The 13,430-nt window shown below is 65.3% G+C and carries 9 protein-coding genes and 1 rRNA gene; 9 read left to right on the top strand and 1 reads right to left on the bottom strand.

Features of this window, described 5'->3' with window-relative positions; genetic code table 11:
• The first annotated feature begins 13 nt into the window (after positions 1-13).
• The 7 genes from C265_RS07105 to C265_RS07135 all read left to right on the top strand — a co-directional run bounded on the left by C265_RS07105 (position 14) and on the right by C265_RS07135 (position 10,388).
• Complete coding sequence (locus C265_RS07105) at positions 14-268, top strand: hypothetical protein (RefSeq protein ID WP_010811613.1); 255 nt, start codon at positions 14-16, stop codon at positions 266-268.
• Between the two features lie 91 nt (positions 269-359).
• Positions 360-2,726, top strand: coding sequence for a DNA polymerase II (locus C265_RS07110; RefSeq protein WP_010811614.1), 2,367 nt, complete (start codon positions 360-362; stop codon positions 2,724-2,726).
• A 284-nt stretch (positions 2,727-3,010) separates the two neighbouring features.
• Positions 3,011-5,335, top strand: a complete 2,325-nt coding sequence (locus C265_RS07115; protein ID WP_010811615.1) for a xanthine dehydrogenase family protein molybdopterin-binding subunit — start codon at positions 3,011-3,013, stop codon at positions 5,333-5,335.
• A complete protein-coding gene (locus C265_RS07120; RefSeq protein WP_010811616.1) occupies positions 5,304-5,768 on the top strand; it encodes a (2Fe-2S)-binding protein in 465 nt (154 codons plus the stop codon). The genes C265_RS07115 and C265_RS07120 overlap by 32 nt, the downstream gene beginning before the upstream one ends.
• A gap of 205 nt (positions 5,769-5,973) precedes the next feature.
• Complete coding sequence (locus C265_RS07125) at positions 5,974-7,845, top strand: preprotein translocase subunit YajC (RefSeq protein ID WP_246840184.1); 1,872 nt, start codon at positions 5,974-5,976, stop codon at positions 7,843-7,845.
• Positions 7,846-7,853: 8 nt separating this feature from the next.
• Positions 7,854-9,458 carry a GMC oxidoreductase gene (locus tag C265_RS07130; RefSeq protein ID WP_010811618.1) on the top strand — a complete coding sequence of 535 codons (1,605 nt, stop codon included), beginning with the start codon at positions 7,854-7,856 and terminating at the stop codon, positions 9,456-9,458.
• A gap of 18 nt (positions 9,459-9,476) precedes the next feature.
• Positions 9,477-10,388, top strand: coding sequence for a phosphorylase (locus C265_RS07135; protein ID WP_010811619.1), 912 nt, complete (start codon positions 9,477-9,479; stop codon positions 10,386-10,388).
• 5 nt (positions 10,389-10,393) lie between these two features.
• Here the strand turns inward: C265_RS07135 and C265_RS07140 are convergent, their stop codons facing one another.
• On the bottom strand, positions 10,394-11,689 hold the full coding sequence (locus tag C265_RS07140; protein WP_010811620.1) for a DUF3422 family protein: 1,296 nt from the start codon (positions 11,687-11,689) through the stop codon (positions 10,394-10,396).
• 107 nt (positions 11,690-11,796) lie between these two features.
• On the opposite strand from C265_RS07140, the gene C265_RS07145 reads away from it, so the two are divergent.
• Positions 11,797-12,657, top strand: coding sequence for a LysR family transcriptional regulator (locus C265_RS07145; RefSeq protein ID WP_010811621.1), 861 nt, complete (start codon positions 11,797-11,799; stop codon positions 12,655-12,657).
• 515 nt (positions 12,658-13,172) lie between these two features.
• Positions 13,173-13,430, top strand: a 16S ribosomal RNA gene (locus C265_RS07150); the annotation flags it as partial.

The raw sequence follows: 13,430 nt of genomic DNA on the forward strand, positions 1-13,430 counted from the left end.
GGGAGAGACCATCATGAGTCGTTTGCTGCTAGGCAACATCGAACCTGGCACCTCGGACGAGGAAATCGCGGCCTTCCTGGAAAAGTACGGGTTTCCTCCGTTCGACAGCCTCGAACATGAGGAGGGCGATGGCTCGCAGCCTGCCGTGCTGCTGACCTATGGCAGCCTCGACCCCATGGTGCTGGGCAAATTGCAGCAGCGTATCCATCATATGTACTGGAAGAAGCGCGAATTGACCGCTGCTATCCTGCACGACCGTTTTGCGTGAACCGAAGATGCCACGGGGTGGCTTACGCGGCTCACGCCCCCGGCCCATCCGCTAGAATCCCGACCGGTAGCCGTTTCCCAATGTACCTAACGTGGCACTTCAGCAGGGTTTCATCCTGACCCGACATTGGCGCGATACGCCGGCCGGCACCGAAGTCGAATTCTGGCTGGCGACCGATGATGGTCCGCGCCACCTGCACCTGTCCTGTCAGCCGTCAGTCGCGTTTATCCCCGAGTCGCAGCGCGAGCGTGCCGAGGCGCTGCTGCGCCGCGAGCGCGAGGTCGAGCTGCGCCCGCTCAAGCTCCAGGATTTCCAGCGCCGGCCCGTACTGGGCCTGTACTGCCGCCAGCATCGGCAACTGATCCAGCTCGGCCGCTCATTGCGCGACGCCGGCGTGGATGTCTACGAAGCCGATATCCGCCCGCCCGAACGCTACCTGATGGAGCGCTTCATCACCGCCCCGGTCTGGTTCGACGGCGAGCCGGACCCCGGCGGCGCGCTGCGCAATGCCCAGATGAAGCCGTCGGAGTGCTACCGGCCCAAGTTGCGCCTGGTCTCGCTCGATATCGAGACCAACGCGTTCGGCGAACTCTATTCGATTGGGCTCGAAGGCTGCGGCCAGCGCCAGGTCTACATGCTGGGTGCGGCGCCGCAAATGCCCGCCGATGTCGATTTCTCGCTCGAGTACTGCGCCACGCGGCCCGAGTTGCTGGAAAAGCTGAACCAGTGGCTGGCCGATCACGATCCCGACGCGATCATCGGCTGGAATCTGGTCCAGTTCGACCTGCGCGTGCTGCACGAGCATGCGCGCAAGTTCCAGCTTCCGCTGCGCCTCGGCCGCGGCGGTGCCGAGATGGAATGGCGCGAGCACAACGCCCAGCAGCACTATTTCGCCAGCGCACCAGGCCGGTTGATCATCGACGGCATCGAGGCGCTGCGTTCCGCCACGTGGAGCTTCCCGTCGTTCAGCCTCGAATCGGTGGCGCAGACGCTGCTGGGCGAGGGCAAGGCGGTCGACAACCCGTACGACCGCATGGACGCCATCGACCGCATGTTCGAGCAGGACAAGCCGGCGCTGGCGCGCTATAACCTGCGCGATTGCGAACTGATCACGCGGATCTTCGAAAAGACGGAGCTGTTGCCGTTTCTGCTGGAGCGCGCCACGGTCACGGGCCTGCCGGCCGACCGGAATGGCGGCTCGGTCGCCGCCTTCACGCATCTCTACATGCCGCTGATGCACCGCCAGGGGTATGTCGCGCCCAACCTCGGCGAGAAGGCGCCCGAGGCCAGCCCGGGCGGCTTCGTCATGGACTCGCGGCCGGGGCTCTACGAATCGGTGCTTGTGCTGGACTACAAGAGCCTCTACCCGTCGATCATCCGGACCTTCCTGATCGACCCGATCGGGCTGGTCGAGGGCCTGGCGCATCCGGACGATGCCGATTCGCTGCCTGGCTTCCGCGGTGCGCGGTTTTCCCGGACGAAGCACTGCCTGCCGGCGATCGTGGCCAGAGTCTGGCAAGGCCGCGAGGCCGCCAAGCGCGACCGGAACAAGCCGCTCTCGCAGGCGCTCAAGATCATCATGAACGCGTTCTACGGCGTGCTCGGGTCCAGCGGTTGCCGGTTCTTCGACGCGCGGCTGGCGTCGTCGATCACCATGCGCGGGCACGAGATCATGCGGCAGACCCGCGCGCTGATCGAGGCCCGCGGCTATGAGGTGATCTATGGCGACACGGATTCCACATTCGTCTGGCTGCGCCGCGTGCGAACGGAAGCCGATGCCAGGCAGATCGGCCGTAGCCTGGTCGCCTACGTCAACGACTGGTGGCGCGACCACCTCTGGCAGACCTATGGACTGGAAAGCGCGCTGGAACTCCAGTTCGAAACGCACTTCCGGCGCTTCCTGATGCCGACCATCCGCGGCACGGACCTTGGCAGCAAGAAGCGCTATGCCGGCCAGGTCGAACGGCCTGACGGGAAGATCGAGATGGTGTTCAAGGGGCTTGAGACGGTGCGCACGGACTGGTCGCCGCTCGCCCAGCGTTTCCAGCAGACCCTTTATGAAAAGATCTTCAACCGCGAGCCGTACGCGGATTATGTGCGGGACATCGTGCGTCGCACCCTGGCCGGCGAGCTCGACGAGCAACTGGTCTATCGCAAGCGGCTGCGCCGCAAGCTCGATGATTACCAGCGCAACGTGCCGCCGCACGTCCGCGCCGCCCGTATCGCCGATGCCTATAACGAGCGCCAGGGACGTCCGCGCCAGTATCAGCATGGCGGCTGGATCAGCTACGTGATGACCGTTTCAGGGCCGGAGCCGCTTGAGACCCGGTCGGCGCCGGTCGACTATGGCCACTACGTCAACAAGCAGTTGCAGCCGATCGCCGATGCGATCCTGCCGTTCCTGGACGACGATTTCGAGACGCTGCTGGCTGGGCAGATGGCGCTCTTTCCGCAGTAGCATAAGCTGCTGATTCTAATGGAAAACTGTTCGATGGCTGGGGCTGCGGCAGTCGATCAGTTGCTTGTTCCCAAGCTCAAGGATCTGCCGGAACACGGGCACCCGTCACGGAGCAGTTCGACCTGCGCCGGCAGGCGGCATCAGCGCGGCATGTCCGTGTCGGGTGTTGCGCGATAGCGCCAACGACGTGCTCGCATTCGCGCTGCGGCACTTCCCGACCTAATATAGGCCATGCCATCGGCGGCACGGGGCCTTCCTATGATGATCGATCCGCCAGTCTTGCCATGTTGACGCGCAGAGCCTTCCTGCTCGGCGGTGCGGGCGCTGCCGGTGCGCTGGTGATCGGATGGGCCTGGCTGCCGCCGCGCCAGCGCCTGGCGGGCGGCGAGCCGCTGGCGGCGCGCGACGGGCAGTTTGCGCTGAACGGCTGGATCAAGGTGGCGTCCGACAACACCGTCACGGTGGTCATGAACAAGGCCGAGATGGGGCAGGGCGTGCATACCGGCGCGGCGATGCTGCTGGCCGAGGAGATGGAGGCCGACTGGTCGCAGATCCGGGTCGAGCCGTCGCCCATCGACAACCTGTACAACAACATCGAGGGCGTGGTCGCCAACCTGCCGTTCCGGCCGGACGACAAGGGGTGGCCCAGGCGTGCCGCCGAATGGTTCACGCGCAAGGGCGTGCGCGAGGTGGGCCTGATGTTCACCGGCGGCTCTACCAGCATCAGGGACCTGTGGCATCCGATGCGCGAGGCCGGCGCCGCCGCCCGCATGATGCTGTGCGCGGCAGCGGCGAAGCAGTGGGACGTCAAGGCCGAAGCCTGCCGCGCGCAGGCCGGCAAGGTGGTGCATCCGTCGGGGCGCAGCGCCACCTTCGGCGAACTTGCCGCGGCTGCCGCGCGTGAGCCTTTGCCTCGCAAGGTCGAACTGAAGGATCCGGCCAGCTACAGGCTCATCGGCACCCGCGCGGCGCGCCTTGATGCCGCTGCCAAGCTCCACGGCACAGCCAGTTTCGGTATCGACGTGGTGGCGGACGCGATGGTCTACGCCAGCGTGCAGATGTGTCCGACGCTGGGCGGCACGCTGCGGGGATCCCCGCCCGACGACGTAAAGAAGTTGCCCGGCGTGCTCGACCTGGTCGCGCTGCCTCCGCTCCAGGGCGGCAGCGGCGGCGTGGCGGTGATCGCCAGCGATGCGTGGATCGCCATGCAGGCGGTGGAGAAGGTCCAGTGCAAGTGGGACGAGGGCGAAGCGGCGAAGCTGTCGAGCGACGGCATCCGCGATACGCTGGTGAAGGCGCTCGACGCCGCCGACCCACGCGTCTGGTACGAGCATGGCAACGGGCGCGCCATGAAGCAGGGCAAGCCCGCCATCCAGGTCCTGTACTCGGCGCCTTATCTCGCTCACGCCGCGCTGGAGCCGGTCAACTGCACGGTGCTGGTCCAGGAGGACCGCGCCATCGTGTGGGCTGCCACGCAGATGCCCGGGCTGGCTCGCCGCTGCGTGGCGAAGACGCTCAGGCTGGACACCGACAAGGTCGAACTGCGCCAGCAATTCATCGGCGGTGCCTTCGGGCGCCGGCTCGAAGTCGACTTCATCTGCCAGGCGGCCGCCATCGCCGCCAGGCGCAAGGGCGTGCCGGTGCAGACGATCTGGTCGCGCCCCGAGGACATGCGGCATGACTTCTACCGTCCGGCCAGCGTGTCGCGCTTCGAGGCCTGGCTCGACGAAAACCGAAAGGTCATCGCCGTGCGCAATGTCTCGGCCAGCCAGTCAGTGCTGGAGGGCGTCGCGAAGCGCAACTTCGGCCTGCCCGACATCTTCCTGTCGCGGCTGGACAAGTCCACGGCGGAGGGCGCCTTCGACCAGGCTTATGACTGGCCGGACGTGTGGGTCGGCCACCAGACCGTGGACCTCGCCATCCCCGTGGGCTACTGGCGCTCGGTGGGGCACTCGCACCACGCCTTCTTCATGGAGAGCTTTGTCGATGAGCTGGCGGTGGCGGTCGGGGTGGACCCGCTCGACTACCGCATGAGCCTGCTCAGGGATGAGCGCCAGCGCGCGGTGCTGGAGCAGGCAAGAAAGATGTCGGGCTGGGGCCAGCCCTTGCGCAAGCAGCCTGGCGTGGCGAAGATGGGGCGCGGCGTGGCCCTGCACGAGTCGTTCGGCAGCGTGGTGGCGCAGGTCGCCGAGGTGTCGGTAGGCAACATGGGGCAGGTCCGCGTGGATCGCGTGTTCTGCGCCATCGATTGCGGCATGCCGGTCAACCCGACCCTGATCGAGCAGCAGGTCGAGGGCGGCATTGTGTTCGGGCTGTCGGCAGCGCTGTGGCAGAAGATCACGCTGGAGCGAGGCAAGGTGAAGGAGGACTATTACACCGCCTTTCCGGCCATGCGCCTGCGAGACTGCCCGGACATCCAGGTACACGTGATGCCTTCGACGCGCCCGCCGCAGGGCGTGGGCGAGTCCACCACGCCGCCGATCGCCCCGGCGGTGGCGAACGCCTTGTTCCATGCGACCGGCGAGCGCCTGCGCGACCTGCCGCTGCTGAAGACCCTGCCGCCTTCCGGAGCCTGCGATGCCAGACCATCAGATCAGTGTCAACGGTAAGAGCGTCGAGGTCCGCTCGGACGGCTGCACGCCGCTGTTGTGGGTGCTGCGCTGCGAGCTCAAGCTGACAGGCACCAAGTTCGGCTGCGGCGTGGGGGTGTGCGGCGCCTGCGCGGTGCATGTCAACGGCAAGATGGTGTTGTCGTGCCAGCACCAGGCGAGCGAGATGGAAGGCAAGAAGATCGTCACCATCGAAGGACTCGTCGGCCCCGAGGCGAGCGCGCTGCGGGCGGCCTGGCTCAAGCACGAGGTGGTGCAGTGTGGCTACTGCCAGAGCGCGCAACTGTTGGCGGCGAGCGCGCTGCTCAAGCGCACCCGGAATCCGAAGGAGACGGAGATCGCCGACCAGATGAGCTGCGTGATCTGCCGGTGCGGCACGTACACACGGATCAGAAGGGCGATTGCGGAAGCGGTGGAGATGTTGAGGGGGTGAGGGCGTAGGGCCATTGGCAACGGCTGGCACTCGCGCCAGCATGCGCGAGCGCCCCGATCCTTGCGGACGAGCTGGAAGTCTTGGGGGGAAGGCGATGAAACATTCCGGGTCAGCACCAGAGTCGCCATATCCGGGTGGTTCGCAAGCTGCGGCCGATGCTGCCGGCTCCGCGACGATCGCTTCCGCGTCTGCCGCGACCGGGCGCGTGGAACTCTACACCCAAAGAACCATGGTGAACTGGCTGAGCCCGCTACAGCTGCCGTTCACTGCCATGCGGGTTGCCGTGGCGATGGCGATCGGCGCCTTTGCCGACCAGCGCATGGTGCAGGCGGCACTCACCACGCTGAATCCGAACCCGCCGCTCCCGGTGCCCGCCGACGGGCACGGCGGTGTCTGGGTCGACTATCTGGCCGACACCGGCGACGGTTGGGACCCGACCTACTCCATGGCGTTGTGCGTCAGTCACGCGGTGACGCTGCGCGAGCAAGGCGTGACGCTGCCACGGGCAAAGGTGCTGCTGCTGGGTGGCGACCAGGTGTATCCGACCCCTGCCCATGAGGGTTATCGGACACGCTTCGTCGATCCCTTCCGGGCGGCATTCCCTGCGCCGGTCGAGATCGCGCGCCCCGCATACAGCGACCAGCCGATCAAGTTGCCGGATGCGCCGTGGATGGTCGCCACGCCTGGCAATCACGACTGGTACGATGGCCTGCGTGGCTTCGCCCGCCTGTTCTGCAGCGGCAAGCCCGTGGGCGGCTGGGAGACACGCCAGCGCACTGGCTACTATGCCTTGCAGTTGCCCGGCGGCTGGTGGGTCTGGGGCCTGGACCTGCAACTGGAGTCTGAGATCGACCGGCCGCAGCGCGAGTACTTCCAGAAGATGCACACGGCGCTGCAGCCCGGTGACCGCGTCGTATTGTGCGCGCCCGAGGCGAGCTGGATTGACGAGATGGAGCGCGTGCGCCGCGGCGAGCGGCGGGCCGTACCTTCGATCGAGGCCAAGACGCCGCGCTTCCGGAGCCTGAGCGAGATCGAGGGGATGCTGGGCGACCGGCTCGCGCTGGTGCTGGCCGGCAACTCGCACCACTACGCGCATTACGTGCCGCGAGAGGGCACGGCGGGACCGCATCGCATCACCTGCGGAGGCGGCGGTGCATTTCTTCACGGCACGCACCTGCTGCCAGATCCGCCGAGGCCTATCGTCGTGGGCCCGGCCAGACAGTTCTACGAACTGAAGTCAGCGTATCCGGAAAAATCCGCTTCCCGGCAATTGCGCAATCGCGCGTGGCAACTGCCTGCGCGCAACCTCTCGTTCTGTGCGCTGGTGGCGATCCTGTACTTGCTGTTCGACTGGATCATTCAAAGCGCGAGCCTGGTATCTGTCCCCGGGCGCGATCAACGCAGCTTCGTCGACAGGCTGGCTGGGCTCGAAGTGACATTCGGGAATATCGCCGAGGTGTTCCACCAACTGTTCCGGGTCATGGCGCACAGTCCGGCGTCGGTGGTGTTCGCAGCGGCCATTGTCTTTACTTGTGCTGCGCTGTCGACCAGGGATGTCAGGCGCGGCGTGCGCCTGGCGTGCGTTGTCGGCGCGTTGCACGGGCTGCTGCACCTGGCACTGGCAGTCGCGCTGCTATGGCTCGTCATGCGGCTCAACTTCCATGTCTTTGGCGCGGACAATGCGCCCCCCGTCTTGCTGTTCGTGGTCGAGGCCATGCTGCTGGGCGGCGCCCTCGGTGGCCTGCTGTTTGGCGCATGGATGGTGTTGGGCAATGCCCTTTGGCGCCTGCACCCCGAGGAAGTGTTCTCCTCCCAGCGCATCGCCGATTACAAATGCTTCCTGCGGATGCGGTTCGAGGGTGGGCAATTGACGATCTACCCGCTCAAGCTGGAGAAGGTCTGCCGTCATTGGAAGCTGGGCGAGGGCGTCAAGCGATTGACGAAGGTCCATGGCACCTGGCGCATACGCGCCCAGCCCGGCGCGACCGGCCCCCGGTTCGTGCCGGCAGACGGTCAGGTAATGCCGCCCGAGGCGGTGCGGATGATTGAGGAGAAGCCAATCATCATCCAACGATAGGGAGCGTCATGATGAGCAATGCGCTTGCCTACGATGTCGTCGTCATCGGCAGCGGCTTCGGTGGTGCAGTCTCGGCGTGCCGGCTCGCGCAGGCCGGCCGCAAGGTGCTGGTGCTGGAGCGCGGCCGGCGCTGGAGCCCCGCGACTTACCCGCGCGACGAGAGCGACCCCTGGCTGTGGAACCAGGAGCGCGCCAATCGCTTCAATGGCTGGGCCGATATCCGGACCTTCTCTGACGTATGGGTCATCGCCGGGGCCGGGGTCGGTGGCGGCTCGCTGATCTACGCCAACGTTTCCGTGGAAGCCAAGCCGGAAGCCTTCCAGCAGGGCTGGCCGAAAGAGGTTACCTATGCGGACCTGCAGGCCCACTATGAGGAGGTCGGGCGCATGCTCGCGGTGAGCGAAGTGCCGGATAACCAGTTGAGCGAGCGAACCCGGCTGTTGCGCGAGGGGGCGGAAGCCTGCGGTTGGGGCGGGCGCTTCCGTAAATTGCCGCTGGCGGTGACATTTTCCGAGCATTGGGACCCCACACGGCAAGACGCCCGCGATGACCGTCATTCACAGACATTCATGAACCAGCACGGCAGGTTGCAGGGCACTTGTGTTCACTGCGGCAACTGTGACGTGGGGTGCCAGGTATCGGCCAGGAATACGCTGGACCTGAATTACCTGGCAGTGGCTGAGGACAATGGCGCCGAGATTCTTCCGCTGCACCTGGTAGACCGGCTCGAGCCGCTGCAGCAGGGCTGGCGCGTATGCTTCAGGAAGATCGACCCGGAAAACGAAACGACGAGCCCTGGCACAGTCACGGCCGCCAGGGTGATACTGGCCGCCGGCTCCATCGGCAGCACCGAGCTTCTGCTGCGCTGTCGGGATGAGCATCGCACACTTCCGGGGCTTTCGCCACGGTTGGGATATGGGTGGGCGCACAATGGCGACTTCGTGACGCCAGCCTACTATGACCACAGGACGATCTCTCCTTCCCATGGCGTTACCATCTCCGCAGCGATCGACCTGTTGGACCACAGCGGCCCGAACGGACAGGCGCTCTTCGTGGAGGACGGTGGAATCCCGAACCTCGCAGGCAACTTCATTCGGCGCCATATGAAGCGAACGCGTTCCCGCAAGCTGCGTGCCGTGTGGAAGGAGGTCGGAGGACTGTTTGACGACGGCGATCCGGTCGAGCAGATGATGCCCTGGTTCGGGCAGGGCGTGGACCCTGGCGATGGCCAGCTGAGACTGGGCCGCACGTGGTACGCACCGTGGCGTCGTGTGCTGCGGCTCGACTGGTCCTATCAGGCATCGGTGGCCGTCATCGAGGCCATGATTGCAGCGCATACGCAGCTCTCGGCAGCGACTGGCGGGGATCCGTGGGTACCGCTCACCTGGCGACGGTGGCACAACCTGATCACACCGCACCCGCTGGGAGGCTGCAACATGGGAACCTCCGCTGCAGACGGAGTCGTCGATGCAAGGGGCCGGGTATTTGGCTACAAGGGACTGTATGTCATGGACGGAGCGATCGTCCCGCGTCCGCTCGGCCTGAATCCTTCGCGAACCATCGCGGCGCTCGCGGAGCGTAACGTGGCGATGCTCTTGCGCGAGCAGGATTGACGCTAGCGAAAGCCAACCATGCACCATCGACACCTTCAGCCTGGCACGCTGTGGCCGGCGATCCTGCAGCGGACGGCGCATGCCTTGCAGAGCGGGGCGTTGTGCCCGATCGAAACCACCGAGGCGGCGATCGAGGACGGTGGCGTGCGGTTTCTGGTCCGCCAGGTATCGAGCCTGGCTCGCAAGGACAAGGCACGCACGACCAGCAGCGCCGGGAGCAATCCATTCCTGCCCTATGACCCGGAACTGTTTGTCGCGGATATCTCCGACACCCATGTGGCCTTGCTCAACAAGTTCAATGTCATCGAGCATCACCTGCTCATCGTCACGCGCCGCTTCGAAGCGCAGGAATCCCTGCTGACCGTGGCGGACTTTGAAGCGCTGCTGGCTTGCATGGCGGAGTTCCCGAGCCTGGGCTTCTACAACGGCGGGGCAGTCGCGGGAGCGAGCCAGGCCCACAAACACCTGCAGATCGTACCGTTGCCGTTCGCCGAGGGTGGGCCGGCGCTGCCGATTGGTCCCTTGCTGGCGTCGGCACGGATCGCCGGCGCTATCGGTGCCGTTCCCGGCCTGGCATTTGCGCATGCGTTCGCGCCGCTGGATCTGTCCGCGGCGCCGGTGGAAGAGATGGCGTGCACGGCGTGCGAGCGCTACCGCGCGTTGCTGGATGCGGTTGGCGTGCGCGCGGTCGATGTCGAGGGCGGACTGCACCCGTCAGCGCCGTACAACCTGCTGGTCATGCCCGCGGGGCTGCTGCTGGTGCCGAGATCCATGGAGTGCGTGGAAGGCATCGCAGTCAATGCCCTGGCGTTCGCCGGCTCGCTTTTTGTCCGGGATGCGGCGCAGATGCAGGCTATTGAGAGCCTTGGCCCGATGCATCTCCTCCGGCAAGCCACGGCAGCCGCGGGGCAGGGCGGGACAGCAGGCTAGCTGCCCTATGCGGCCTGATTCGCAGCCGGGCGCCGCGCCGCCGCTTTTTGCCCGGCATGCTTGCTGCGCCTGGTAGCACGCAGCACCAGCAGCACCACCGGCAGGATCAGCACGCCCTTGATCAGTTCCGGGTCCAGCGGCAGGTGCACCGCATGCAGCGCCTTGAGCCCGGTGCCCGCCAGCGACAGCACGTAGTAGGAAATGGCCGCGACCGACAGGCCTTCGACCGCGTGCTGCAGCCGCAGCTGGCTGCGCGCGGTCTGGTCCATGCCCTCGAGCAGGCGCGTGGTGTCCTGCTCCTGCGCCAGGTTGACGCGCGTGCGCAGCAGGTCGAGCGCGCGCGCCACGCGGCCGGCAAATTGCTCGTGCCGCGCCCAGACCGACCTGCACGTCTCCATGGCAGGCGCGAAGCGGCGCTCCATGAATTCGGCAATGGTCGGTATGCCTTCGATGCGCTCTTCACGCAATTCCTGGATGCGCGCCAGCACCAGCTTCTCGTAGGCGCGCGACGCGCTGAAGCGGTTGCCGGATTCAGCCAGCGCCTCGATGCGGACCGCCAGGTGCGTCAGCCGCTCCAGCAGCTCGGCATCGTGGCGGCCGCCCTGGCTCGTGTCCATGCTGCGCATCAGCGGCGCGAGCGAGCGCTGCAGGTTGTCCACGCTGCGGCCCAGTTCACGCGCCACCGGCAAGGCCAGCAGCGCCATCATCCGGTAGGTCTCGATTTCATACAGCCGCTGCAGCAGCCGTCCGCCTTGCACTTCGCGGAAGCCGTTGTCGATGACCAGGAAGCGCGTAAAGCCATCTGGCGGGATGGTCCAGTCGCAGAACACCTCGCCGCCGCCGAGCACGTGGCTGCCCGCCAGGGTCGGGCCGTCGATCCATTCCCGCACGTGGTCGCGCGCATGGGCCGCGGCCTCGCCCGAGACCAGCTCCATGCGCAGTGCCACCAGGCGCTTGCCGGCGAAGCTGTCGAACCACTCGGCCGGGATATGGGCGGTGGCCAGGTCGGAGAAGTAGTCCGCGTCACCACGCCGCGCCACGAACGTGAAGGTGGAGAACTCGGTGTGCCGCTCCCACTTCAGTTGCTTGTGATCGCCCCAACGCCCTGAATAGTGCGTTACGCCGTCGGCCGGTACCTCCAGCCCGGTCAGCCTGCACAAGTCGGCCAGCAAGGCATGGTGGACGGCGGTATCGCCGTCGGCATAGATGGCAAAGTGCGTCAGCGAGGCGGGGCCGCCGATGCGCAGGAAGGGGCGGGCATGCAGTTCGCGCGCGAGGCTGTCGCGCAAGGGGTGGTCCATGTTCGCGTGTGGCATAGGTGGTCAACGTTTTCGACCAGTATGCCCGAGCACCGATGGTTAAGAAAAATGCGTAAAATTGATCTGTTGCTTCAGTTTTTCTGATACAAGTGAAAGCGCTTGACCTCGATGTCCTGGCCATGATGGTGGCGGTTGCCGATACCGGCAGCATTTCCCGCGCGGCGGAACTCGTGCACCGCTCACAGTCGGCGGTCAGCATGCAGATCAAGGCGCTTGAGCAAGCTTTGGGCAAGCCACTGTTCGTGCGCAGGCCGAGGAACATGGTGCTGACCCCGGAAGGCGAGGTCCTGCTGAGCTTCGCGCGCCGCATGCTGGCCCTGCGCGACGAGGCCTGGGCGGCCGTGGTCCGCCCCGACGTGACCGGGCGCGTGGTGCTCGGCATGCCGGACGACTATGCCTCGTCCCTGTTGCCCGCGATCCTGAAGAAGTTTTCCGCGACCTATCCCAAGGTCGAGATCCAGGTCATTGGCCTGCCAAGCGTGGCGCTGGCGCCCATGGTCAAGGACGGATCGGTCGACCTGGTCTGCGCAACGCGAGTGAAAGGGTTGTCCGGGGAGTTCATCCGGCTGGAACCGATGGTGTGGGCCGCATCGCCGGCGGCGCACGAAATCTGGAACGAGCGGCCGCTGCCCATTGCCGTGTTCCAGTCGGGCAGCGTCGCCCGCGACATTGCGATCCGCAGCCTGGAGCAGGCCAGGATCGCCTATCGCATGTCCTATGAAAGTCCCAGCCTGCTCGGCCTGCTCAGCATGGTCGAAGCGGGACTGGCGGTGGCGCCGCTCGCGCGATGTGCCGTTCCGGCCCGTTTCACCATCCTTGGCCAGGCCCAGGGGCTGCCCGAGCTAGCCGGGCTGGAGCTGGTGCTGGCGCGCAGCGCAAAGTCGAAGCGGCCGCCTTGTGACTTCCTCGCTGAACAGATCCTGTCCGAGTTGCAGCGCTGGCAAGCGTAATGAGGCGTTCGCCCTCGTCGGCAGGCCGTGGGTCGGCGTGGTCAAGTGACAAAGGAGGCTCATTCAAGTTCTTTTCAAAAACGCTTGCAAGGCAGGCATCCAGGCATTAAGATTCGCCCCCTCGTTCGCAAGGCACCGCGCAACGGGGGTGGGAAAAGACTTGCAAGGATTAACTCGATCCGAAAGAGTGTGCCTTCCAGAATAAAGAATTTCTCGAAAATGATTGATTAATCGCAGAAACTTCTTTATAGTCTCGTTTCTCCGCTGCAAACAAAACGCAGCAACGCAAACGGCAAAGCCGGATGCGGCCCGAAAGGGCGGGTTCTTTAACAACCAAACAACCGATAAGTGTGGGCGCTTGATAACGGATGCGGAAGACTTCGGTCTTTTAGCTTTACAAGTTATACAGTGCTCGCACAGCAAAACGTGACTGGGTCTTCGGATCTGGTCAGTCAGTTTTCTGAGAGTGAGCGACCGCTCGAAAGAGCGAGGACCTTCGGGTCCACACAGAGATTGAACTGAAGAGTTTGATCCTGGCTCAGATTGAACGCTGGCGGCATGCCTTACACATGCAAGTCGAACGGCAGCACGGGCTTCGGCCTGGTGGCGAGTGGCGAACGGGTGAGTAATACATCGGAACGTGCCCTGTAGTGGGGGATAACTAGTCGAAAGATTAGCTAATACCGCATACGACCTGAGGGTGAAAGCGGGGGACCGCAAGGCCTCGCGCTACAGGAGCGGCCGATGTCTGATTAGCTAGTTGGTGGGGTAAA

Origin of the sequence: Cupriavidus sp. GA3-3, from assembly GCF_000389805.1 — a bacterium.
Classification (GTDB): Bacteria; Pseudomonadota; Gammaproteobacteria; order Burkholderiales; family Burkholderiaceae; genus Cupriavidus; species Cupriavidus necator_D.

Bases quoted from the DNA above. Each gene is read 5' to 3' on its own strand.
- C265_RS07115 (WP_010811615.1), top strand. From the start codon at position 3,011: ATGTTGACGCGCAGAGCCTTCCTGCTCGGCGGTGCGGGCGCTGCCGGT.
- C265_RS07130 (WP_010811618.1), top strand. From the start codon at position 7,854: ATGATGAGCAATGCGCTTGCCTACGATGTCGTCGTCATCGGCAGCGGC.
- C265_RS07105 (WP_010811613.1), top strand. From the start codon at position 14: ATGAGTCGTTTGCTGCTAGGCAACATCGAACCTGGCACCTCGGACGAG.
- C265_RS07140 (WP_010811620.1), bottom strand. From the start codon at position 11,689: ATGGACCACCCCTTGCGCGACAGCCTCGCGCGCGAACTGCATGCCCGC.
- C265_RS07135 (WP_010811619.1), top strand. From the start codon at position 9,477: ATGCACCATCGACACCTTCAGCCTGGCACGCTGTGGCCGGCGATCCTG.
- C265_RS07120 (WP_010811616.1), top strand. From the start codon at position 5,304: ATGCCAGACCATCAGATCAGTGTCAACGGTAAGAGCGTCGAGGTCCGC.